General features: G+C 41.6%; 17 protein-coding genes. 8 read left to right on the plus strand and 9 right to left on the minus strand.

Annotated features, from left to right (window positions below):
- The 3 genes from rtxA to rtxH form a co-directional block, all read right to left on the minus strand.
- Positions 1–2,820 (minus strand): MARTX multifunctional-autoprocessing repeats-in-toxin holotoxin RtxA (gene rtxA / locus SLS51_RS13830; RefSeq protein ID WP_323839378.1); only part of this gene is annotated, 2,820 nt, incomplete at its 3' end.
- A gap of 191 nt (positions 2,821–3,011) precedes the next feature.
- On the minus strand, positions 3,012–3,473 hold the full coding sequence (gene rtxC, locus SLS51_RS13835) for an RTX toxin-activating lysine-acyltransferase RtxC (protein ID WP_323839329.1): 462 nt from the start codon (positions 3,471–3,473) through the stop codon (positions 3,012–3,014).
- Between the two features lie 21 nt (positions 3,474–3,494).
- Complete coding sequence (rtxH, locus tag SLS51_RS13840) at positions 3,495–3,845, minus strand: protein RtxH (protein ID WP_323839330.1); 351 nt, start codon at positions 3,843–3,845, stop codon at positions 3,495–3,497.
- Between the two features lie 322 nt (positions 3,846–4,167).
- Between rtxH and SLS51_RS13845 the strand changes: the two genes are divergently transcribed.
- From SLS51_RS13845 to fur, 7 genes are all read left to right on the plus strand, one after another.
- Positions 4,168–6,273 carry a peptidase domain-containing ABC transporter gene (locus tag SLS51_RS13845; RefSeq protein WP_323839331.1) on the plus strand — a complete coding sequence of 702 codons (2,106 nt, stop codon included), beginning with the start codon at positions 4,168–4,170 and terminating at the stop codon, positions 6,271–6,273.
- Positions 6,266–7,621 (plus strand): HlyD family type I secretion periplasmic adaptor subunit, encoded by a 1,356-nt coding sequence (locus tag SLS51_RS13850; protein ID WP_323839332.1) that lies wholly within the window; start codon positions 6,266–6,268, stop codon positions 7,619–7,621. Before SLS51_RS13845 ends, SLS51_RS13850 begins: the two co-directional genes overlap by 8 nt.
- Before the next feature lie 2 nt (positions 7,622–7,623).
- On the plus strand, positions 7,624–9,774 hold the full coding sequence (locus SLS51_RS13855) for a type I secretion system permease/ATPase (protein WP_323839333.1): 2,151 nt from the start codon (positions 7,624–7,626) through the stop codon (positions 9,772–9,774).
- 187 nt (positions 9,775–9,961) lie between these two features.
- A complete protein-coding gene (locus SLS51_RS13860; protein WP_323839334.1) occupies positions 9,962–10,930 on the plus strand; it encodes a GlxA family transcriptional regulator in 969 nt (322 codons plus the stop codon).
- 138 nt (positions 10,931–11,068) lie between these two features.
- A complete protein-coding gene (gene ybfE / locus SLS51_RS13865; RefSeq protein WP_011145652.1) occupies positions 11,069–11,356 on the plus strand; it encodes a LexA regulated protein in 288 nt (95 codons plus the stop codon).
- Positions 11,357–11,530: 174 nt separating this feature from the next.
- Positions 11,531–12,061 (plus strand): flavodoxin FldA, encoded by a 531-nt coding sequence (fldA, locus tag SLS51_RS13870; protein ID WP_323839335.1) that lies wholly within the window; start codon positions 11,531–11,533, stop codon positions 12,059–12,061.
- Positions 12,062–12,426: 365 nt separating this feature from the next.
- Positions 12,427–12,873 carry a ferric iron uptake transcriptional regulator gene (gene fur / locus SLS51_RS13875; protein ID WP_011145650.1) on the plus strand — a complete coding sequence of 149 codons (447 nt, stop codon included), beginning with the start codon at positions 12,427–12,429 and terminating at the stop codon, positions 12,871–12,873.
- A 68-nt stretch (positions 12,874–12,941) separates the two neighbouring features.
- Here fur and SLS51_RS13880 read toward each other — a convergent pair whose 3' ends face one another.
- From SLS51_RS13880 to SLS51_RS13900, 5 genes are all read right to left on the minus strand, one after another.
- On the minus strand, positions 12,942–15,617 hold the full coding sequence (locus SLS51_RS13880) for a beta-N-acetylhexosaminidase (RefSeq protein WP_323839336.1): 2,676 nt from the start codon (positions 15,615–15,617) through the stop codon (positions 12,942–12,944).
- A gap of 820 nt (positions 15,618–16,437) precedes the next feature.
- Positions 16,438–16,887: a cupin domain-containing protein gene (locus SLS51_RS13885; protein ID WP_112878097.1), complete on the minus strand. Its 450-nt coding sequence runs from the start codon at positions 16,885–16,887 to the stop codon at positions 16,438–16,440.
- Between the two features lie 491 nt (positions 16,888–17,378).
- Entirely contained in the window at positions 17,379–19,046 is a 1,668-nt protein-coding gene (locus tag SLS51_RS13890) for an FAD-dependent oxidoreductase (RefSeq protein WP_323839337.1), read from the minus strand.
- A gap of 536 nt (positions 19,047–19,582) precedes the next feature.
- A complete protein-coding gene (locus tag SLS51_RS13895) occupies positions 19,583–19,849 on the minus strand; it encodes a hypothetical protein (RefSeq protein WP_323839338.1) in 267 nt (88 codons plus the stop codon).
- A gap of 539 nt (positions 19,850–20,388) precedes the next feature.
- Complete coding sequence (locus tag SLS51_RS13900) at positions 20,389–21,153, minus strand: iron-containing redox enzyme family protein (protein WP_323839339.1); 765 nt, start codon at positions 21,151–21,153, stop codon at positions 20,389–20,391.
- Positions 21,154–21,590: 437 nt separating this feature from the next.
- On the opposite strand from SLS51_RS13900, the gene SLS51_RS13905 reads away from it, so the two are divergent.
- The gene (locus tag SLS51_RS13905; RefSeq protein WP_323839340.1) at positions 21,591–22,484 is read left to right on the plus strand and encodes a LysR family transcriptional regulator; all 894 of its coding nucleotides are present in this window, start codon (positions 21,591–21,593) and stop codon (positions 22,482–22,484) included.
- Between the two features lie 168 nt (positions 22,485–22,652).
- Here the strand turns inward: SLS51_RS13905 and glnS are convergent, their stop codons facing one another.
- A complete protein-coding gene (gene glnS, locus SLS51_RS13910) occupies positions 22,653–24,320 on the minus strand; it encodes a glutamine--tRNA ligase (protein WP_323839341.1) in 1,668 nt (555 codons plus the stop codon).
- Positions 24,321–25,497 lie beyond the last annotated feature (1,177 nt).

Below are 25,497 nucleotides of genomic sequence, written 5' to 3' on the forward strand. Positions count from 1 at the left end.
GCCCTCCCCGATATGGGTAAAGAGATTCGCTTTGCCGATCATCGCCGCCAACGTCATGCCATCACCCACTTTCGTGGCGATATTGCCTTTTGCCAGCATCAGCGCAACACTTATGCCATCCCCAATATGCGTAAACACATTGCCCGCCGCGACCATCAATGCCAGTGCATCACCGTCACCCACTTTGGTAAAGACATTCACTGCACCGCCCATTAGCGCCCAGTCATCCCCTTTGCCGATATGGGTAAACAAGTTGCCGGCGCCAATCAGGGCCGCAATCGCTGTCCCCTCACCGACTTTGGTGAAGATATTACCTGCCGCAGCCATCACACCCAGTGTCAAACCATCGCCGACATGGGTCAACACGTTGCCCATGCCGAACATGATGCCGGTCGTGTCGCCCTTTCCGACTTTGGTCAAGATATTCGCACCACCCAGCATAACGCCCGTGGTCTTGTCGTCACCGATATGCGTAAAGACGTTCTTACCGCCGCCCATGACTGCCCACGCATGGCCTTTCCCTTTCTTGGTAAAAATGTTAGCGCCGCCCAACGCAATAACAGTGCTGTTGGCGGTTTCAATCTCCTCACTGAGATGGCTGATAATATTGGCACCGCCAAGCATACCGGCAACCAGACTGCCCGCCCCGAGTTTAGTGAGTGCGTTAGCCCCACCTAACAGTACAGAGAAGATGCTCCCTTTTCCCGCTTGAGTGATGACGTTAAAACCGCCCTGCCCGGACCAGTTCCCATCACCATTACCTATCTGAGTATGCGTGTTATATCCGCCCAGCATCCGCACCCGGCTGTTACCATTGCCTTTGTGGATTGAGATATTGCCATAAGCCAGAAGATGAGCCAGGTATTGCCCATCCCCGATCCGCACAAGAACATTTACCGCGCCACCGGCGTAAACATCCATTTTTCCGCTCCTGCCTTGGTGAACCAAGACATTGGCTAAACCGGCACCACGGAATGTCAGATCGCCCTTTTCACCTTTTTTTACAATGACGTTGGCAGCACCCGCACCATTAAAATGCGTATCACCGAACTTTGAGTCGTGCAAAATAACGTTCGCCGCCCCCGCCCCTGTGAAATTAATATCTCCCCGCGTGACATCAGATTTAATAACGTTTCCACCACCCGCACCGTTAAAATTAATGTCACTACTGCTTGCAGATAATTTCACAAGGTCTTGATGATGATACTCTTTGCTATGCACTAATCGATGGGAGGTACGGCGCACTGTATTGATGTCATATTGAAGCTGGCTTAACGTGTAACCGGGGTAGACAGAGGTATACCCGTTAGCATAGGAAAACTCTTCATTGGCTAAATCACCCGTATGATCGCCTGCTTTAGACCATGATGTTGCGATGTATTTGAGGTGCTTTGTTTCGGGATCATTGGCCAACTGAACTTCAACCACTTTGGTATAGGGTCCCAATACTTTGGCATACACATAAGTATTGGGTTTTCGGTTCGATTTGACTGCGGAAACATCGACTTTTCCATCATCAGAAAAGACGGCATACCCCTCCATTTTGGCATCGCCTAGCGAGATATCCTCCGCTTTAACCATCACGCCACCCGCATAGGTTACCCACTGATCTGACAACAAGTTTTCCCCGATAGCATGGATCGTAACGGGTTGCAGACGCTCAACGATTAAACCGGAGAGATGATAAGCGCCATCAACGTTTACCTCGATAAATCCATTGCCTGAAGAAATCTCTTTCGCAGCAAGATTTTCAAGGTGATTGCCCGCTTTATACCAGGAAGTGGCATAATAACCGAGTTTGCCCGTAATGGGATTATTTTGCAGCCGAACTTTGCTGATTTTAGTGTACATTTTGTCAGCAAAGGCAAAAAGATAGGTATTCGGTTCGGCAGTTGATTTCATCCCTGTGACTTGCTGGGACTCTTGGATCCCGCTTCCTCCCATCGTTGCCGTCGTCAATACGATCTCTTCGGCTTTAGCAAATTCCAGTACCTCACCATCGAAATCGCTATTCTCGTCTATTCTGGTGATTTCATTGTAAGCCCCCGCACCAGAGAAATTAATATTGCCATGCGCGACATCAGAATAGAGTGTGTTATACCCCCCCGCACCTTCAAAAGTAATATCACCACGGGTCTGTTCATACTCGTCTTTATTTTGACGTACACGCTCAATGCGATTCGATGCCCCCGCACCACGTAAGATAATATTACCTTCTTTACCCATACGTACGATGTGATTATCAGCACCGGCCCCGTTGAATGTAACGTTACCTCGTTCTACCCGCGAATTGATACTGTTTGCAGCGCCGGCGCCATTAAACGTCACATTTCCCTGTGAATCTTGATAACGGTTAAACCAGGTACGGTCAATGTCATTGCCTGCCCCTGCGCCGGCAAAATCTAAATTTCCCCGGTTAGTTTCATGCCATAACTGATTGTATCCACCGGCCCCTCTAAAACGAGTATCACCAGACAACCCTCTACGGACCAGTTGATTATAACCGGCCGCACCCGAATAATTTAAATTTCCCTTTTCACCCGTGTGATCAATAACAGCCACACCGGCAGCCCCCGCAAATGACAGCTCGCCATTTCCCGTTTTACGAATACCGGTATAACCTGACACTCCTTTTACCGCAAGGTCGCCATCTGTATGGTATACATCGACTTTAAATGAACCAACGGTAACATCATCATTTCCGCCATAAGCATAAACTTCACCACCAACCCCAATAGCAGTAATACTATTACCGTCATTATCGTCGTAATATCTTCCTGTAAAAAAGTACTCTGCACTTCTATTCGATGCTTTCCCCATCCAAAATCCCTTTAAATCATACAAGAGGGTATCTCCCCGCCCTCTGGCTACGCCAGCCGCTATGCGGTTACGGCGGGACATCCACTTAGCGTCAAAAAATTCGGAGTGTTTAACGTCGAATTTGCACACTCCGATAACTACGTATCCCCTCCCCTACCTGAAGGAAAGGGCCTGCGCTCAGTGCTATTTGATCAAACAAAAAACCACTGTACCTGACGAATACAGCGGTTATTTTGAACATCCAGCTTCCCGCGGACAGTACAAGCCTTCTGGCCTTTCCACGGCAAAAAGACACGGCGGCGCAAATCCCTGGCAACTTCACGCCCATGACCAAAAGGAGCAATCATTTCAGGAAAAAAGATATGTGGACCTGAGCGCCAGTCTGTGTGGATAAGCTCTCTTTCTCCGGAAAGAATCTCTTCCCGATTTTGTTCAGATAAAAAAGCCCAATTACAAAAAGCAATTGGGCGCCCTTGTCCATCTGCATAGTAGCAAAACTGATTCAGTTCAAACGCAGGCAAGATACGCTGTTGCCACTCGGACACCAGGTATCTTCGATGCAGAGGAGAATACTGGCTCAGCAGCATCACTCCTCCGATCATTGCCTGAATTTCTGCGGTATTCAGTTTAGCTGGTTGATGTATAATCGCCATACGCTAATCAACCATGAGATCTTATTTTATATTTTTAGATGGGCGTTTCTTAGAATTAGCAGGTTCTTCCACCATAGCTTCCGACACAGTTTGCTCTTCTGTAACTTGCGGAGCGGGTAAAAACCCTGCCGCGACCAGTTTGTCAAACTCAGCCGCCATGCGTGGATCTTCCAACATATTTTTAACCATAGAAACCATATACATGAATCCCGATGCAGGCATATGGATGACTTGCTTTAATTCAAGTTCATTATCATTTTCTGCCATTATTCCATTCGCCATCCGGTTTTGTTCCTGACCAACGAAATAAAGAGAAAAAACGCCTTTGTTATAATTGACGCTAGAGATAGTTTGTACGAATTTTTCAGACATATTTTTATTTACCAAAAATAAACAATTTATTAATGAAGTTATACAATGTTTACAACAAAGAATACATTTGATTCACGGATATCTTGAATTTTTATATCTATAAATACATTAAGAGTAAAAAAATCAGTGAAATAATATAGAGAAAAAACTCAAAATCAACATTTACACACAAAAAGTCCTTTTACCCCACATATATAGTCCCATTTACCCACATCGATAATGGCAATAAATATAAGATAATAAGCAACACTTAAATTCCACACAAAATTAATATAACCAATTGTTTTAATTCTTATTTTGTGAATTTTAAAGATATTTTTTCATGAATGAAATTGAGAAATTGACCATAGCATCATTAAAATTAATATTGATGATATATAATAGAAAAGAAAACATCACTGACATTGATAACTTAAAAAAATCTAATTGTTATTATTCATATATAAGTAATATAGAGGAAAAATTTAATTTATCGATTTCAAGTAAAAATTCCGTAAGCAAAAAGCACCATAATATACTTTTACCCGCAATCTTGTTTGATAATAATGGCTTACCCTTTGTTTTAGCCAAATCGAATAAAGAAAGCTCACTAATACAGAGGGTTGATAAAGAAAACCCTGAAATATGGTCCGAAGAAAGGCTGATAAAAGAGTGGAATGGAAAATGGATTAAAATAAAACAGAAACAAGCTAAATTTAACATCCGTTGGTTTATTCCAGAATTTCTGGCACAAAAGAAAAATCTATGTGAGATACTGTTATTTTCCTTTGTGTTACAGATTCTTGCGCTAATTTCTCCCTTAGTTATTCAGGTGGTAATGGATAAGGTCTTAATCCATCAAACGCTATCAACACTTGATGTATTAGTCTTTGGCTTAATCATCGCCGGCATCATCGAGGTGATTTTGCGTGGATTACGAGAATACCAATACGCTCACACCGCAAACCGCATTGATATCAAACTGGGATTAAAACTAGTCCGGCATCTGTTCGGGCTACCTTTACTCTTTTTTAAATCCCGCCAAGTGGGAGCTATTGTTACTCGGGTGCGTGAACTGGATACCGTTAGAGAGTTCCTGACCGGCTCAATGTTCACCTTATCTGTCGATGTTCTATTTATGTTTATTTTCATCTACGTGATGAGCCTGTTATCCGGCCTACTAACTTGGATTTTTCTCGCAACCTTCCCTTTTTATGCCATTTTGGCATGGTGGGTGACGCCTCGTATGGAAAAAGCCGTTGAACAACAATTCACCCATGCAGCAATAAATACCTCTTTTCTGACTGAAACGGTTTCTGGTGCTGAAACCCTGAAAAGTCTGGCGGTAGAGCCCAAATTCGTTCGCCGTTGGGATAGCCAGACTGAGAAGATGGTCGATACTAGTTATGCAGTACAGCAACTGGGTAATCGCTCAAACCATATTGTTATGCTACTGCAAAAAGTGACCAATGCGGCAATTCTCTGGTTAGGCGCATCAGAGGTTTTATCACTGCAAATGACCATCGGTCAGTTGATCGCCTTCAATATGATGGTAAATCACACAGCCCAACCATTAGCCAGATTAGTAGAACTATGGGGACAATTTATCAGAACGCGGGTAGCCGTCGATAAGTTAGGAGATATGTTAAACCTGCCAACCGAACAACAATCCGGCCAGAAGCAAATCACACTGCAAGGAGCAGTCTCATTTAACCATGTTGTTTTTCGCTATCAACCCGATATTCCACCAACGATTAAAGGATTGACGCTCGATATCAGAGCCGGAGAAACCATTGGTATTATCGGTGCCTCTGGTTCAGGAAAGAGTACATTGGCTCGTTTATTACTCCGCCTTTATACCCCAGAAATAGGCGCAATTACCTTAGATGGAATCCCATTACAAAATTTCAATATTGAAACACTCAGACAGCAAGTCGGTGTGGTTCTACAAGAAAATTTCTTATTTAACAAAACGGTATATGAAAATATTGCCCAGTCAAAACCTGACGCCAACCTGGAAGCCGTGATTAAAGCCGCTAAGCTGGCAGGTGCTCATGAATTTATTCTCAAGCTGCCGATGGGATATGACACAACTATCGCAGAAGGCGGACAATCTTTATCCGGCGGTCAACGTCAGCGGCTAGCTATTGCCCGAACTCTCCTGACTAACCCCAAAATTCTCATTCTTGATGAAGCAACCAGTGCGCTTGATGATGAATCACAATCACGCATTCAATCCAATATGGCAGAAATTGCCCAAGGCAGAACCGTTATCACAATCGCACACCGCCTTTCAACTGTACGTCATTGTGATCGCATCATTGTGCTTAATCAGGGGGAAATTATCGAACAAGGCTCTCATGAACAGCTACTTAACCACGGTAGACAGTACCGGAAGCTCTGGCAGTTACAACAAGAATTAAAACAGGAGGTACCTTGTCATGATTAAAGCTTTTAAGAATAAAATTAAAACCCGGTTGCGCCCTTGTCCGCAGCACTATGACTTTTTACCGACACATTTAGCATTGTCACAACGACCACCGTCACCTTTTGCCCGTTACACCGCAATAACGCTCAGTATCGGCATTATCATAGCCTTACTCTGGGCCTATCTGGGTAAGTTAGATGTTCAGGCAACCGCAACCGGTCGCCTGATTGTCTCTGGCCGTTCTCAGATAATTCAAGCATACGAACAGAGCCGGGTGACCGCTATCCATGTTCAGAATGGGCAGCGGGTAGAGAAAGACGCCCCACTTCTGACACTCAATACACTCGGTGTTAACCAAGATATCATCCGGTTATTAAAGCAGATCGAATATCAAACCCACGAAAAAATCCGTTATCAGGCTTTGACAGAAGAGCAGGAACCGACAGAACAGGAACTGTTTCAGGCTTTGCCGACATCTCAACAAGCACAAGTTGCTGAAAACTATTCCCGGGAGAAAAGAGAATACGAAGCTGTTGTAACAAATCTGAAAGCAGAGATGAACGTCAATCTCTCTTCTCAACAATCACGAAAAAGCGATATCAATGCACTCACTAAGCTCCGGCAAAATATCAGCCAGCGTTTAAAAGCACGTCAAACCTTAAGTCAAAAACAAGTGATCAGTAAAGTTGAATACCTTGAACAGGAAAAAGAGTTTCTGGAAACAGAACGCCTGATTGCCCAACAAAATGCGGAGCTTCATGTTCTGCAATCGCAATATATTAGCCTGGCAGAACGCTTAAACAGCCTGAAAACACAAAAAGAGCGCGAATGGTTTGATAAAAGAAAACAGGCCGAAGTTCAATTGGTCGTTTTAGAGCAAGAGCTGGCAAAAGCTCAGGTACGGGAGCAACTTGAAGTCATTCGCTCCCCCGTCACAGGAACAGTTCAACAACTCAGCGTCCATACATTAGGCGCGGTACTGCAACCGGCACAAAACTTGATGGTGATCGTTCCTGATGACAATGTGCAGTTGGCGGAAGTGCAAATTTTAAACAAAGATGCCGGATTTGTTTATTCTGGGCAACAAGTCACCATTAAGATCGATGCCTTCCCATATACGCGTTATGGCACTATCGACGGTGAACTGCTGAGCATATCCAGAGACTCAACCACCGATGAACAGTTAGGATTGGTCTTTCCTGCTCAAGTGAGCCTTAAACGTAATAGCATTGCCATAGACGATACCCAGGTTGAAATTACCCCAGGTATGTCAATCGTCGCTGAAATCAAAACCGACCAACGCCGTGTTATCGATTATCTCCTGAGTCCTATCAGAGAGTATCAATCTGAAGCATTGAGGGAGAAATAATCGTGAACCTATTACCTTTTTCTGCTACTGATTCCAGTAACTACACTCATAATCAGGCGCTGAATTGCATCGTCTATGTGGGGAAACAATTTCATAAGTCAGCTACTGTCGATCAACTTCAACACAGCCTGGGTTTTGACTCCTTATATCTGAGTGACTTACAGCTGCGTGAAGCCGCCAACGCTATTGGGCTACACAGTAAAATTGAGCGATTAACTGTCAACACAGGGCCAACATTACCCTTACCGGCATTGATCGAACTGGAACAACAGTGGTGGGTACTCATTAAAATCGAGAATGACAATATTACCATCCTCGATCCTGTGACTGAACAAACGCAATCGCTTTCCTTATCTACATCTACGGGTAATAAAGAGAATGCATATAAGATTCTTTTAATCGCAGATCAGGAATTAACTAAAAAACATGTCAAATTCGGCCTGAGCTGGTTTTATCCCTCCATTTTCCGCCAGAAAAGTCAGATAAGAGATCTGTTTTTGTTTGCCATAGTTCTCCAGTTATTTGCACTGGCCAGTCCGATCTTGTTTGAAAACATCATCGATAAGGTATTAGTAGGACGAAGTTTATCTAGCCTGCATGTATTAGGTATGGCTATGCTCGCTATCGCCCTTGCCGAACCCTTGTATAGCTTTATGCGCAACACCGTGTTTGGGCACATGGCAAGCCAGATAAATTCTGAGCTCTCTGGGCGACTGTATCGTCATCTGGCAGGATTGCCACTGCAATATTTTAAGCAACGGCAAACAGGGCAGATCATTGCCAGAGTCAGAGAAATGTCTCAAATCCGCCAGTTTCTGACAGGCTCTACCCTGATGCTGATGCTGGATTTAATTTTCGTCATCATGTTTATTGGCATCATGTTTTATTATGCCTGGATACTAACCTGGATTGTTATTGGCTCACTTTTTGTTTACTTCATATTCTGGGTAGTCGCCGGGCCGGTTATTCGCCGCAAAGTAGAAGCAGAATATGAAACCGATGCAAATGCAACAAGCTTTCTGACTGAAGCCGTCACAGGGATTGAAACCATCAAAACCACCGCGACTGAAAACCGTTTCTTACATCAGTGGCAACGTATTCTCAGCCAGCAGTTGACTAAAAGCTTCGCGGCACAAAAAAGCGGTTTAATCGCAGGACAGGGAATCGATTTTGTCCAGAAATTTACTGCCGCGATCCTCCTATGGTGGGGGGTGACAGAAGTCTTACGCGGTGAACTGACTCCGGGGCAACTTATCGCCTTCAATATGCTGGCCGGACACGTCACGCAACCTATCCTCCGGCTCGCACAGGTTTGGCAGGATTTTCAGCATACGTTAATCGCCTTGAAACGTGTGGGGGATATTCTTGATGAGCCAATGGAAAACAGTAAACAGGGATTGGCTTCTGTACCTGAGCTGGAAGGCCAAATTGAATTCAAAAATATTCGCTTCCGCTACCATGACGACACGCCGGAAGTTCTGGCTAACCTGTCGTTATTGATAAAATCGGGTCAATTTATTGGTATAACTGGACCGTCCGGTTCAGGTAAAAGTACTCTCACCCGTTTGCTACAAAGGTTATACGTACCTCAACATGGACAAGTTTTGATTGATGGCATGGATTTAGCGATTGCTGATCCCGTCTCTTTACGCCGCAATATGAGTGTTGTGCTCCAGGAAAGTATCCTGTTTTCTGGCAGCATCACCGATAACATTCGGCTGTGTAAGCCCAACGCAACAGATGCAGAAGTCTATCGTGCCGCTGAGTTAGCCGGGGCCATTGAATTTATTCAATCCCTTCCTCACGGTTTTGCGCATCCAGTTGGGGAGAAAGGAGTCAATCTTTCAGGTGGTCAAAGACAGAGAATCGCATTAGCAAGAGCGCTCTTGGTCAACCCAACCATCCTGATCCTTGATGAAGCTACCTCAGCATTGGACTATGAATCTGAAGCGGCAATCATGGCAAATATGGACGAAATATGCCGTAACCGAACAGTGATCAGTATTGCTCACAGGCTCAATACAATTCGCCACGCGGATAAAATCTGTGTGTTAGATCAGGGGCAAATTATCGAATTTGGCTCACATGACCAATTGCTCCAGCAAGGCGGCTTATACGCGCATCTGTGGCATCAACAAATTGGCGAAAACTAAATGGCAATTCAGCCAACTCTTAACAAAGACGGAATAAGTTTTGGCTGAAATTATTTTTTATTTTACTTGTTTGTTCAAAAAAAATAACTCAATGTAATTAAATTATTCAAATTGTTACAATAAGTTATTAAGATGTTAGATAATGAAATATCTTGATACATCTTAATTTTTAAGTTGGAGAATTCTTATGGACAGGAATCCAGTTTCTTTAAGCGTGTTAGTATTTTCAGGAGGATCTCTGACTTCTATCACTGGCCCAATAGAAATTTTAACCACTGCCGCTCGTTTAGCCGGAGCGCCGGAGCCAGAAATCAATATTGTCACACAGGATAATCAGGATGCTGTCGGGATGGGTGGTGTCCGGCTAAAACCCAATAAACTCATAGGAGAAATAAAACAAACAGATATTGTCCTGGTGGGTTCAATTGGGGCCCCTTATTGCGATTTCGATCTTTGTACTCAAGAAACCTTAGATTGGCTCCAGATGATGGAAGAAAAAAATGTTCCTATCGTCTCCGTTTGTACAGGTTCTTTTGTACTGGCTAAAGCTAATTTACTCAATAACCGAAAAGCCACCACACACTGGCTATTTACCAGCTTATTCAAGGACATGTTTCCGCAAGTACAGTTACATTCAGAAATAAAAGTCACCAGCGATAACAATATTTTTTGCACTTCCGGCACCTATGAATACAACGATGTCATGATGCATATTATTGAACAGATATATGGTCAAAATACCAGGGAAACCTGTAGTCAGTTCATATTTGGTAATATGGAAGGCCTTCCCTCTCATACTCTCGCAAGTTTTGTACCCTATCGCCAACATTCAGATACATTAATCCACAAACTACAAGACTGGATGCATTCTGCTCCATCAGACAGATTATCGGTTGGCAATTTGGCCGATAAAATTCATCTGTGTGAAAGACAGATGAAGCGGCGCTTTAAGACTGCAACCGGCCAGACACCTATTCAATATATCCAACAGATTCGCCTATCTCTGGCGAAATGCCGGTTAGAAAAATCGAATAAGACCATAGAAGAAATCAGCCATGAAGTTGGCTATGAAGATACTCGCTATTTCAGAGAGTTATTCAAGAAACTTAATGGGTTAACACCAATAGAGTACCGTAGAAAATACCAGCACCGCTAAAACGGAAGCTCAACCACAATCCTTTACAGATAAGCAATGACGCCGCTTTTATCTTTGTCAGGCAGTAGCGATACACTAGAAGCTGGGGTATCATGGCGTGCTATATTTTATGGTATACGCCCTTTACTAATTGAATTTATGGCAAAAGAACAAATGGATCGCACCACTCTGGATTTGTTCGCAAATGAACGCAGACCGGGGCGCCCAAAAACCAACCCACTTTCCAGGGATGAACAACTCAGAGTCAACAAGCGTAACCAACTTCGCCGTGATAAAGTGCGTGGTCTGCGTCGTGTGGAGCTGAAAATAAATGCTGATGCAGTAGATGCACTTAACTTTCTTGCACAACAACGCAATATCAGCCGCAGTGAACTTATTGAGCAAATTTTGCTGGCCCAGTTAGCAGAAAGTAACACCACGACTTGATAGCATTGAAGGCACGAAATCACACAAATTTGACAGAATTGTCCTGACTGTTTAGTCAGAATAGGATTTTGCTTTTTTATTTATACAATCAGAACCTTTTTTACTGATTTTTAACATTTTATACGTATATCTCATACAGAAATACACAAATAAAACAAGAGGTTATATTATCCTATGGCAATTATAGGTATATTTTTTGGCAGCGATACCGGCAACACAGAAAATATTGCCAAAAAGATCCAAAAAATTCTGGGTTCCGATATTGCAGAAGTTCATGATATTGCCAAGAGCAGCAAGGAAGATATCGAACAGTTCGATATTCTGCTGCTCGGCATCCCTACCTGGTACTACGGTGAAGCACAGTGCGACTGGGATGATTTCTTCCCTACTCTGGAAGAGATCGATTTTGAAGGGAAATTGGTCGCCCTTTTTGGTTGTGGTGATCAGGAAGATTACGCGGAATATTTCTGTGATGCTATGGGAACTATCCGTGACATTATTGAACCCCGCGGTGCCATTATTGTTGGTCATTGGCCAATCGAGGGCTATCACTTCGAAGAATCAAAAGGTCTGGCTGATGATAGCCATTTTATCGGGCTTGCTATTGATGAAGACCGCCAACCAGAATTAACAGAAGAGCGTGTTAATGCCTGGACTAAACAGATCTACGAAGAGCTGAGTTTGTCAGAAATTCTTGCAGGATAGCGGCCTATCCCAGTAAACGTAATTGGTGCAGGTCATTTCTTATCAATAGTGAACCCACGGTAGGTGAGAAGTGACTCGCTTCACTCACCCTGAGGGATCGCATTCAAAGGCTATTACTTTTGTCAAAACACGGCTTAGATCCGCTTTTTATTACGAAAAATGACAAAAAATAGCCTAAACATGATAAATAGTAAGGTTATTCCTGCGTTTTATAAACGATTATCCTGGCAAAATGTATAATGAAAGTTAAGGTTAACGTGGTTTTCATTTTCATTAGCCATGCCTATAATCATAATCTGATAACTCACTGGTACTTTTTGAAGTATCACTAAGTTCACTTTACTAAGTAACAGGACTGAATCCGCATGACCGACAACAATAAGGCATTAAAAGATGCTGGACTTAAAGTTACACTTCCTCGTCTGAAAATATTGGAAGTGTTACAGGAGCCTGAATACCACCATGTCAGTGCGGAAGATCTCTACAAAAAACTGATTGATAACGGTGAAGAGATTGGACTTGCTACTGTCTACCGCGTGTTGAATCAGTTTGATGATGCCGGTATTGTCACCCGTCATAACTTTGAGGGTGGCAAATCGGTTTTTGAACTCACTCAACAACACCACCACGACCATTTAATCTGTCTGGACTGTGGTAGAGTCATTGAATTCAGTGACAAATATATCGAAAGACGCCAGAAGAACATTGCTGAGCGTTATGGGATTAAGCTTTCAAACCACAGTCTTTATTTATATGGTCACTGCTCTGCCGGTAATTGCCGCGAAGATAGTAGTGCACATGACGAGAAGTAATTCACGCCTGAGTTTTTATCCACCTAGAGAGGGGAACCCGCCAGGGTTCCCCTCTTGCTACAACATTATCATGCCTTTACATTATCAATTCGACTGTAACGTTTACCGTCCGGGCTGACAGAACGGATCAACACATCACCTTTCACTCTTGGACGTTTATGGTTGTTATAAACTTCCCAGTTATGACCGCCATCCGTCGAATACTGGATTACCAACCCAGGCAAAGCAACATTAGCCCGCAAAATGCCACGTTTTACCTTAGCCCCCGGAACCGGTAGACGGTAAGCAATGCCCGCTTTATCCAGTTTACTAAGCTCACGTTGCCCCATCAGGTTAGCGAACCGAGCCCAGTCACGATTAAGCGCATCTATATCGACTTTATACGTTTCTCCACGCTTATATACCTGGCCCGGAATATAATCCAACTCCCAACCGGCCCGGTGCCATGCCCGTTCTGCTAGCGGCAACAAGCGCGGATAAATCATATATTCCATCTGCTCATCAGTCCGAACCGTTTCACTCCATCCTTGACCTGAAAGCCCATAGGCACCCGGCCACGGTTTATCACTTTTCGCACTGAATGCATTACCATCACGGTCAACGGAAGTTTCAGCATTTTGCGGTATGTTATTGGGCGCAAAACTAAAGATCTTAGCTTCATCGTTAAAGCGAGCCGCCCAATAATAGCCACGTTCTTGTGGATGAACTTCATATGGCATATCCAGATAAATATAATCCGGGCTAGATATCACCACGTCATAGCCCTTATTCGCCCAATCATTGACTGAATCAAAGCCGCCATCGTAGAGAGTGTCCCAGAAATTCACCCCAACGCGTTGGGTGGCAAAATCTTTAGCACTGCCAGCATGTTTTAAACCATCCTGCCATGCCTGCATCCTCTCAATACCATTAGCATTCACAATTTTGCTGACTTCAATTGCAAAATAACTGGCAATATGATCAATGTCTTTCACAACACCCTGTTCTATCAACTTCTGACAAATCTGAGACTTAGCCCACGGCTTATCTTCCGCACTTTTATCAATGATGCCCTTACCCGGTACGATAGGACCATTTTTATCCTGGAATCCGTCCCCCAAACGGATATTCTTCGCTTCATCTCCCCCAAAATGCCAAGTCTCCAATGGTGAACCTGCTGCTTTATGCATAGCAGCAATTTCACCTATAACTTTCTCAACAAACCGCTTTGAAGAATCCATACACGGGTTCAAATAACTGCGACGATCATAGAGCTGAACCGATGTTGCTCTGGTGGTATCCGTTGGATCGAGCAAACGATATTCATTCGCCCCTTTCACATTCCCCTGAGCGATTAATTTCTTATAGCGGGCTTCCATAGAAACAACGGCGGCACGAGCATGGGCTGGCATATCAATTTCAGGAATAACGTCGATATAACGGGCTTTGGCATATTTCAGAATATCAATGTAATCTTGACGGCTGAAATATCCGCTACCCATGTTGTTATTATCAGGGCCTGAACCCAGCTGTGGTAATAAACATTGAGTTTCACTTAAATCATGACACCGCTGGCTGCCAACTTCCGTCAACTCAGGTAATCCAGGAATTTCCAAACGCCAACCTTCATCATCAGACAGATGAATATGGAATTTATTCAGCTTGTAACTTGCCATTTGGTCAAGCAAACGCAAAACAGCCTGTTTACTGTGGAAATTACGCCCTACATCAAGGAGTGCCCCACGATATTCAAAGCGGGGCGCATCTTTTGCCGTCAAAGTAGCAATCTTCCTATCGCCATCAACAGGAATTAATGACAACAGAGATTGAAGACCATAAAACACCCCTGATTGGTCAAAAGCAACAATTTGTGCCCCATTCTGGGTAACATTCAGACGGTAAGCCCCTTTAACCTGCCAATCGCCAGGAAACTCTGAAGAGACAATCTGAGTCGCCACTGAATAACCACTATCCTCTAATTTAATGCCTTGATCAGTAAAACGTTTTCTGACAAGAATAACTGCCTCGTCATTTAAACCACCCAATTCCAGTCTCACCCCGCCAGATAAATCAGCATCCTCGGGAAAAATCTGAACCTCTTTTGGTGTCGGGATAATTTGCCCACGCAACTTCTCTGATCCAACCTTTTTGACCTGCAAATTTTTCATATAACGATTTTCAGGCGTCATCAAAATATTGTTATCTGTCTGTGTGCGTTTCCATTGATCATCGGTGAAAGCAGATAAGAATTGACTTAGATCTTCTGTATCCGTACTAACAAGCACCTTAGGCTTCGCATCACCCGACGTTGCATACCAGCGAGGTAGAAAATCAGTGCTGTAAATCTGCCAGTATTCTCCAATAAACGGCAGTTTTACCTGCTCATTAGCTTTAATACCGGTGAATTTTTCGGTTGGTTCCAGTCTATGTAAATCGCCCGTAATACGCGTGATTTTGAACTGTTCATTATCCACGCTCAGGACCTGGCGAATACTGTGGAAATAAATCGCCCAGTCAACAGAATCAATCGCCTGATTACCATTGGTTAAAGTAATATCCACTCGATTACATTTAGCCCAATCTGCCCCCAGTACCGCACAGTTAACGCCGTGATCTCCTGCCTGATTATCAACAACCTTATAATTAACTTTTAATTGACTCAGTGCATCAACCACTTGCTGCGCTGTTTGGGAAGCATATGCAGAACTCATAAGTCCAACAGTTGCAGTCAGTGCTGCTAATGTATGCAATTTAAATTTCTTCATTATTACCTCTTTCAAACACAAAAGTTATGTAAGGTAAGCCACTGCTCATAGGCACTAAGAGCAGCAACAACGAGCCATGAGAAGACAATAAACGGCATGATGACGTTAAATTTAATCGCTTTCTCGTTTTGGAAAAAAATGCCAATCTTTACGCCATATGTAACCATAAAATTACTGCAAAAAATGTAAATCGATTTATAAAATAAAAAACATTACATTAAGAAATAAAATTAAAATCATCTAATCAACATCTATAAAGATTATTTTTCGCATCACGAATTATCAATAGTAAAAAAAGGATTTTTTGTAAAACATGACAGAGAACACATTAAAAAGGAACGAGATAAAAGTTATATATCTCATTGATATAAAAATAGAAAATAATAAAAAAACGAAAGATTAACAATATAAAAAACATACTAGAAAATAGATCGATTAATACAAATACTTTCCAACTAAAATAGATATAAAATTATTTACCGATGATAATATTTAAAAAAATAAACTACCAATTGTGATTTGTTTTTCTATTATAGAAAATCATTAAATGATCAGAGTTTAACTGGATAATAAATTCAATAATTGAGATGCAATTAATATATATAAACCCTATGGATTTCAAGATGCATCGCGGCGGCAAGGGAGCGAATCCCTGGGAGCATAGCAAACTATGTGACCGGGGTGAGTGAGTGCAGCCAACAAAGAGGCAACTTGAAAGATGACGGGTATAAACCACCGGGATACTGCTAATAAACCTCTACCCCGGTGAAATCATTATCTGTTTTTAAATACAATCTATAAAACCTATACTTACTTAAATTCAAAGCTCTTCACGAACAGCAAGACCTAAGTTTTGCAACATTGGCGCATTCTCACATGCAATATAGAATACTTCATCAATAGCACCACTATTGACATGTTGATGCCATGCCCATACAGGAACATATATCGCATCACCGGCTTTCCATGAAATATGTTGTTCGCCAATGAGTGAATATCCCTCCCCATTAACGATATATATTATAGTTTCATAACTATGTCTGTGTTTACGGGTCGATTGCCCAGGTTGTAACCCTCCCAGAGTCATACTGAGAACTTTACTGGGTAAATTAACCATAGCCACTTTATGGCGCCTTTCATTTGAGAAATTCAAATCTTGACTCACTTCAGAGTTCAATACATTTTCATGAATCAATTGAGTCGGCTTATCTTCAATTAATTCTCCGGGAACTTTGCCAAAGTCTCCAGATGAGAAAAACGTTTTTTTCACTATAATTACCTCTAATATTGTAGTTTATTGTAAAATTTGTATTTTTTAACTATATTGAAATAATACTCAATATATTTTATCTTAGTTATCATTTCTGCCTATCTTCTCTAATTATCCTAGCAATACCATGTCATATGTCCGTGATTTCTGACAAACGCATAAGAAGTGCCATCAAAATTACCGATAAGTTTTTTTATAATATTAACTGCATCATTCTGCGTAATAATAGTGGTAGTTGAACTATATTATCGTTCTATACCCGTCATCTTTCAAGTTGCCTCTTTGTTGGCTGCACTCACTCACCCCGGTCACATAGTTTGCTATGCTCCCAGGGATTCGCTCCCTTGCCGTCGCGATGCATCTTGAAATCCATAGGGTATAGGTATTACCAGAAGGGCTGTACCTGCCATAAAAACATCCGCCTTAACCATCATATTGTGAGCCCTATTTCATTAGCGTTAATATCTTCATCCCAGAAAATCATCCCTTACTTACCTACCGACAATTTTATCCAATATTGAACCTATGTTGTCAGGAACTCTATCACCTCTCCAGGCAATATATTGGTCAGGACGCACCAAAAGGAGCCTGGTTTGATATAATTGCCAAGCATCATGACCGGGAAGATCAATAATCTTGACCGGAATTTTACGTTGAGATGCCTGAGCTAATAATTCAGATATATCGGGAAAATGAGATCCTACCCGAAGCAAACTAAACCCGGTGCCTAAAATATCGAACAGAGATACTCTGGTGCCAGAAATAGGTGTGAGCCATAAATGCGGCAATCTCCCTCCGGGTACACCACTTGGTTTATAATTAAGCCAATCATCATCCGGTACGGGATCGCTATTAATAATATGAGGAGAACTATCATATCGGGCACCAAGTTCCACACCGATAGAAGTAAATTGACAGCGAAAATGACTTAGCTCAGTATTAATTTTTTCACGCGCCAGATCACCTGCATAATCCGCATCTTCCAAATTTGCAGGCACATATAGTGATGCTGTCTGCCGGGTATAAGAACGTGCAGCGGCAGTATTCCTCCATGCAATTGGACGACGCTCGCTTTCATAAGAATCCATTAACGCATTACCTGCCCAACCATTTATAGACGCAACAATTTTCCAAGCTAAATTGCTAGCATCGTCGATCCCTGTATGCATGCCAAAACCACCGGTGGGAGCAAATAAGTGAATAGAATCTCCTGTTAAATATACCCTACCCTCAGAATATTTATCAGCAACGAGAGCAACACCGCCTTTCCATATCGTATTGCCAAGGACTAATACCTCAACATCTGAACCTATTCCTGCCTGCGCTATGCGAACAACTTCCAAATCGTCGATAACTTTTCCATCTTTACTCTGGGTCACAAATAAAAAATCATCTTCACCGTCCAGGCAGATAAATAACATCTTTTCCCTAGGGGAGACAATATTGTATATCCAAGATTTTTTTTCTCGTAATAATCCCTGGTGAATTCCAGGAACACGAATATAACTGGAAACCATTCCACCCGTTAGAAAACCTGCCTTAGCTTCAACGGTTCCTTCGTAAACGATACCAAGCTTAGATCGAACAAAGCTCTGTCCGCCATCACACCCAACCATATATGCTGCTTGCCAGACTTCATCAGCATACTTTCCATCAATATGCTCCGCATAAAGTTTTACTTCATCTTTATACTGGACAAAATCTTTAACGCGCCAGCCATATCTTATTATGATATTTGGACGACTCTTTGCATGTTGTAGTAGAAACCTTTCAACATACATTTGATTTGCACGTATTATTGGTTCTGGAACGGGATCTGTCGAAGCCGCATTTTCGCGCATAGACATTTTCTCCATTTCCGACGGTAACGTAATCCGTGCAAGCTCCCATCCATTAAACTTGGTAAAATATGATACATCCAAAGGGAACTCTTTTGGCACGCCTAATGACCGAATAGGCTGAGATATACCTACACGACGAAAATGCTCCATAATACGGGCACTATGGGTACTGCCTTTAGGCTGCCATCGGGTCTCTTCCTCCAAATTAAAGATAACGGAACGAACACCATATAAATCCAGGAATAAAGCCAACATTAGACCAACGGGTCCACCACCAACGATGGCAACGGGTGATACAGAAATATTTTCCGAAGTCAAAATATACTCTCCTTAATAATGATTAATGGCAATAAATATTTCAGGCCAAATATACCCGTTATCTTTCAAGTTGCCTCTTTGTTGGCGGCACTCTCTCACCCCAGTCACATAGTTCTCTATGCTCCCGGGGATTCGCTCCCTTGCCGTCGCGATACATCTTGAAATCCATAGGGTATATATTAATTAAAAAATTTATATATCTGTGAATTATCTCCTTTTCCTATCTCCTCATATAAAACAAAATAGTTATACCCGTTATCTTTCAAGTTGCTTCTTTGTTGGCTGCACTCGCTCACCCCGGTCACATAGTTTGCTATGCTCCCGGGGATTCACTCCCTTGCCGCCGCGATGCATCTTGAAATCCATAGGGTATATACCCGTCATCTTTCAAGAATAAATAAAAATTAGAATTCAAAAAAATAACATCAAAATTTTCACTATTTTTTAACATTTAAAATAAATCGCCATATTCAACAGAAACGAATTTATTCACTTTATATCACACTATACTAAACAAGGTATTCTTTATCGTTTCCTTAATATAATAAACAATAACCTGACAATCCCCTTCTCATGCTGTCATAACAACAATAACTCTGACTCTGTAGCTTAATTACAAAAAAGAGGTATCCTAAATTCTTAGTAAAAATACCGGTGGACTGAAAGTGAGTTGGTGGGAACACATCTTTGTGAATGTTAAATAACCACTCCATACGTTCAAACTCAGAGACATCGGGAGATTCAGCAAGAATCAATCTTTTTACAGCTGCAATAACCGTCTTTTCATAAAAACCTCCATTCACAATATTTTACCTTCGCCATAATCAACTCTAATTACTGGATTTATACCCGTCATCTCTCAAGTTGCTTCTTGAAATCCATAAGGTATATAATTAACAATTTTTAAAATCCCATCTGGAAATTCTTTATTTCTTTCATATTTATCAAGAATTTTAGAAGAAATATCCCTTACTTAGGTTTCAGAACTTTACCTATTGCCATCGGGGAAATTTGATCGAAACTATTCACAACAATGACATGTTCTATAATATAGTATTTCTTTTCGACCTTTTCCAATATTAGCTGAATAATTTATTGTCCAACAATATTTACATCTAAATTTAACTCTCCATTCAATAGAGTCAATAATTACTAATTTCGTTTTTTTATTTTTTACATTATACGAGTTCAATCCAATAATTATTACATTATATATAATTACAATTGTTTATATTGCTTATTTTGCCAAAAATATACCCACCAACACTCTATGCTGATATTTCATCACTAGAAACTATATCAAGTACCTTTACTGTACATGTCATTATGTGCGCAAAATATCTCAATCACACTCGGATAAAAGCGTCGTTACATCTGTATTTATCCTGATATTACTTTGATATAGTTCATTAAGCATCCCAATGCGAAAACGCACCATTTCTTCACCAACCGCAATAACATCCCCCCTTCGGTAAGGTCTCTCTTCAATCATTCGATCAATAATTTTTCTCATCGCAATTGCATGATCTTCATCCTCTTCAACATGGATTCTAAAGAAATGTAATGCATCATCAGGTGCCTTTATTAATTGCAAAGCATCTAAAATTGGGCCATAAACTAAAGGTACGATCGCCTCAGCACCTAAACACAGTGCCGCAAGCCCTCTTAGAGAATCATCACTGCGACAGTGGCGAAACATGGCATCAATCAGTTGTTGAGTACTATTAAGAATCGAATCACTTTTAGGAACAGCGTTAATAGCCGCCATCGCTTTTTTATATAACTCTGCATGAGATATCTTTGCTGCATCGGTTCCTGTTAGCTCTTCCAACAGATTATGAGAAAGCAGCATAAAATCTTTTTGATCTGCTAAACCTCCCATCAATGAACACAGATAACGAGTGAAATATTGTGAATAGTAATGGTGCTGGATCATAAACTTTCTTAATAAATTCTGGTCCACCTGGCCAGAGCGGCAAGCGACCAAAAATATATTCGAATTAAGCTCCTCCAATAACACTTTAGAGAAAACGTCTTCCCATAATGGAGATAAAAAATAACCGGTCTCTTCTTTAAGCTCGTTTTGAGTATTGATAGTGAGTTCCATAATAAACCCTTTTAGTAGCATTCAACCGATGAAATAGATGATATACAAGCTCTTCTCAAGCCAAAAATATTAGTTCTATGTTTATGCAACCCTATCAATCTCTTAACAGAGATTGCTGTAAAGCCGTAGGTAAGTTAATGACCCAACTCAGTTCTACTGTGCACTGTATTCAAAGGGATAAACGCGGCAACAAGACCAGCAGTCAGGACAAGTGAAACTTTATTTACACTCGATCCTATGTCTATTTTAGTTTTCATAGCCATTTCAATTTTCTTTCAGCCTTGAATCTGTGTGGCTTTCCGCTATATAGCAGCCAATAAAGATAAATTTTATTTCATACTACAGATTAGCTAATAGTGGATAAATAGACCTAAAATCACTTCTGAAGTGACTTTCTTGTCACCAATAGTGACCTAAAAAAATCCCAGGAGGCCCAAATGAATAATTTGAGTGGATTCATGATCTTCATCCATGTCGCCGAAGCTCGTAGTTTTGCAACCGCAGCCCGGCAACTCGGACTCTCTCCTTCGTCCGTTAGCAAAAGCATATCCCGATTAGAGGATAAATTAGGTGTCCGCCTGCTCCAACGTAGCACCCGTAGCGTCAGTTTGACGGCTGAAGGCACACTGTTCCTTGAGCGCTGCAAACGCATCCTCGACGAGATTTCCACTGCGGAAAATGAACTATTAAGCTCTATCTCTGCCCCTCAAGGCCGCCTGCGAGTGAGTTTGCCATTGCTCAGTAACCTGATGTTACCCGTATTATCTGCTTTTGCGACTTGTTACCCACAGATAGAGCTGGAACTGGATTTTAGTGATCGATTAGTTGATGTTATCGATGAAGGCTTCGACGCCGTGATTCGCACTGGAGAACTCAACGATTCACGACTGATGAACAAACGTATAGGCTCTAGCCATTTCGTCTATGTTGGTGCTCCAAGCTACTTTGCACAACATGGTAAGCCATCACACCCCGGAGAGTTACTACACCACGCCTGCTTGATGCATCGTTTTCCCACTACCGGCCTTCTAGAGAAATGGCCGCTGTGCTTAGGAAGATCCGAAATAGACATACATCTTCAGGCAAAAATAACCAGCAATCATGTCGAAACACTGCTACACATGGCGATTCAAGGCCACGGCATAGCCTGTTTGCCTGATTTTACCGTTAAACAAGCATTAGCTAGCGGTACATTGTTAACAATCTTGGATAAGTGGGCGGGTACTTCAAGCACCTTCCGTGTTCTCTGGCCATCTAACCGTTGGGTACTACCTAAAGTCAGAGCTTTTGTCGATTTCATGGCAGATAATTTATTCCCAAAGGAGAAATGAAAATGCCCATAAATGACATAATGAATCTCTTTGACTTTATTCTGTAATTCTGACACCCCGTTTATCCATGACTCAATCCTCTCTAGTAATGACAAATTTAGCCATAAAAAACTGCACCTCAATGCTGGATTAAGTGTCCAACTTGTGAGGTACAGTTCATTATCTCAATTAATCCTGAGAAATTTTTGCCCAAGTATCACGCAGGCCAACGGTACGGTTAAATACCAAATTTTCTGCACTGGAGTGACAACTATCAGCACAGAAATAACCTTCACGCTCAAACTGATAAGTTTGTTCTGATTTAGCATCAGATAAACTTGGCTCAACAAAACCCCGACGGATCACCAGTGACTCTGGGTTGATTGTCGCCAGAAAATCATCCTCCGCACCTGGATTCGGCACGCAGAACAGACGATCATACAGACGGAATTCAGCAGCAACCGCATGAACCGTACTGACCCAATGAATAACACCTTTCACTTTCCGACCATCCGCTGGATCTTTATTCAACGTTTGATCATCGTAGCTGCAATAGATTGTCGTGATATTATCGTCAGCATCTTTCTCAACGCGCTCTGCTTTAATGATATAAGCATTACGCAGACGAACTTCTTTACCCAATACCAAACGCTTATATTGACGGTTCGCTTCTTCACGGAAATCTGCTCGGTCAATATAGATCTCACGACTAAATGGCACTTCACGGCTACCCATCTCCGGCTTGTTCGGATGATTAGGCATACTCAAAATCTGCTCCCCTTCTGGCATGTTTTCGATCACTAATCTGACCGGATCAAGAACAGCCATTGCACGAGGCGCATTTTCGTTCAGATCATCACGGATACAAGATTCCAATGCCGCTATTTCCACATTATTATCCTGCTTGGTGACACCAATACGACAACAAAATTCACGAATAGACGCGGCAGTATAACCACGACGACGCAAGCCTGAGATCGTTGGCATACGTGGGTCATCCCAACCTTCAACAATCTTATCTGCCACCAGCAGATTCAACTTACGCTTAGACATAACCGTATATTCAAGGTTCAAGCGCGAGAATTCATATTGGCGTGGACGACAATCAATGGTGATGTTTTCCAGCACCCAGTCGTACAGGCGGCGGTTATCCTGGAACTCCAGCGTACACAGCGAATGTGTAATACCTTCAAGCGCATCAGAAATACAGTGAGTAAAATCGTACATTGGGTAGATGCACCATTTGTTACCACACTGATGATGTTCTGCAAATTTAATCCGGTACAAAACCGGATCACGCATCACAATAAAAGGGGATGCCATATCAATTTTAGCACGCAGACAAGCTTTACCTTCGTCAAATTCACCGGCACGCATTTTTTCGAACAACACCAAGTTTTCTTCAATAGTGCGGTCACGATATGGGCTATTTTTACCCGGCTCTTTTAACGTGCCGCGATATTCACGGATCTCTTCTGGACTCAATTCATCAACATAAGCCAGACCTTTGTTGATCAATTCAATAGCATACTGATACAGCGTATCGAAATAATTAGAAGAGTAGCGAATATCGCCGCTCCACTCAAAACCTAACCACTGAACATCATTTTTAATAGAATCGACGTATTCAACATCTTCCTTTACTGGGTTGGTATCATCAAAACGCAGATTACACTGCCCCTGATAGTCCTTTGCAACACCGAAGTTCAAACAGATAGATTTTGCATGACCAATATGCAGATAACCATTGGGTTCAGGCGGGAAACGAGTATGTACCGATGTATGTTTACCAGTTGCCAAATCTTCGTCAATTATCTGACGAATAAAGTTTGTCGGGCGGGCGTCTGCCTCACTCATTGTTTTATACCTCAATAATGCCAAAAACGCGTCACGTAACCGCCTATAATCCAACAAGCAGTGCCGAGAAACAACCATTTGTTCGTGTAAAATAGCGATTCAGTACAAAGTTGGAGCGAAAAAACACTCAACAGTAGCACATGTCCACAATACAGCTCGCTTTATTATACTTATCCGTGAAAACAAAGGAGCATTGAGGAAGTTATAATAATGAAATAACCAGTGAGACGGTTTTTAACCCATATTTCATTCAACCATAACAAATATTACTGAATAACAACCATCCCATTTTAAAGAGTAAATAATTGACACTATACCCGTCATCTTTCAAGCTGCCTCTTTGTTGGCTGCTCTCGCTCACCCCGGTCACATAGTTACCTATGCTCCCGGGGATTCACTCCCTTGCCGTCGCGATGCATCTTGAAATCCATAGGGTATATACCTATTAACAATGACTATTTGATAAAATCAAAATAAGTCTATAATTTAAATTTCTAAATTATCTATTGATTGATACTTTTACTCTGTAAATATAAACAAACAATTATATATATCAAATTTATTATTGAAACACTATTAATGATGCTCTAAATTAAAATTTTTATATACAAAAATCTAAAATAACAATGAGTTAATTTTAGAATCAATTCAATAATTCAGCCATTTCACTACCGGATTTTATCTAAATTACACCATTAGAGGCTACATTAAATGGCGTATGCACAATCGTACCCAATTTAAATTTAATTGAAGTATATTCTTATTTTCCTTAAAAGTATAAATTCACATATAATATAGATTCTCTTACTGAGAAGATAATATACCCGTTATCTTTCAAGTTACCTCTTTGTTGGCTGCACTCACTCACCCCGGTCACATCGTTATCTATACTCCCGGGGATTCGCTCCCTTGCCGTCGCAATGCATCTTGAAATCCAAGGGGTATATCAATATCCTAAAAAATCTATTTACCACTAATTAGCAGTTACAATATATAAGCTCTTTAATTTCAAAAGCATGTTTTGAAGATAGTATGGGAAAAGCCGAGCCTGGGAAGAAGTTTCAATAAGTTATATGACAAAAAACCGTTTCTGAGTGTCTATCATAACACTTCAACTATTCACCAAATCAATGGGGTACATACAAATGCCCATTTACAAAATTCCTGGCAACATCTT

Origin of the sequence: Photorhabdus africana (genome assembly GCF_035181445.1) — a bacterium.
Taxonomy (GTDB): domain Bacteria; phylum Pseudomonadota; class Gammaproteobacteria; order Enterobacterales; family Enterobacteriaceae; genus Photorhabdus; species Photorhabdus laumondii.

Bases quoted from the DNA above. Each gene is read 5' to 3' on its own strand.
- rtxC (WP_323839329.1), bottom strand. From the start codon at position 3,473: ATGGCGATTATACATCAACCAGCTAAACTGAATACCGCAGAAATTCAG.
- rtxH (WP_323839330.1), bottom strand. From the start codon at position 3,845: ATGTCTGAAAAATTCGTACAAACTATCTCTAGCGTCAATTATAACAAA.
- SLS51_RS13845 (WP_323839331.1), top strand. From the start codon at position 4,168: ATGAATGAAATTGAGAAATTGACCATAGCATCATTAAAATTAATATTG.
- SLS51_RS13850 (WP_323839332.1), top strand. From the start codon at position 6,266: ATGATTAAAGCTTTTAAGAATAAAATTAAAACCCGGTTGCGCCCTTGT.
- SLS51_RS13860 (WP_323839334.1), top strand. From the start codon at position 9,962: ATGGACAGGAATCCAGTTTCTTTAAGCGTGTTAGTATTTTCAGGAGGA.
- ybfE (WP_011145652.1), top strand. From the start codon at position 11,069: ATGGCAAAAGAACAAATGGATCGCACCACTCTGGATTTGTTCGCAAAT.
- fldA (WP_323839335.1), top strand. From the start codon at position 11,531: ATGGCAATTATAGGTATATTTTTTGGCAGCGATACCGGCAACACAGAA.
- fur (WP_011145650.1), top strand. From the start codon at position 12,427: ATGACCGACAACAATAAGGCATTAAAAGATGCTGGACTTAAAGTTACA.
- SLS51_RS13880 (WP_323839336.1), bottom strand. From the start codon at position 15,617: ATGAAGAAATTTAAATTGCATACATTAGCAGCACTGACTGCAACTGTT.
- SLS51_RS13900 (WP_323839339.1), bottom strand. From the start codon at position 21,153: ATGGAACTCACTATCAATACTCAAAACGAGCTTAAAGAAGAGACCGGT.
- SLS51_RS13905 (WP_323839340.1), top strand. From the start codon at position 21,591: ATGAATAATTTGAGTGGATTCATGATCTTCATCCATGTCGCCGAAGCT.
- glnS (WP_323839341.1), bottom strand. From the start codon at position 24,320: ATGAGTGAGGCAGACGCCCGCCCGACAAACTTTATTCGTCAGATAATT.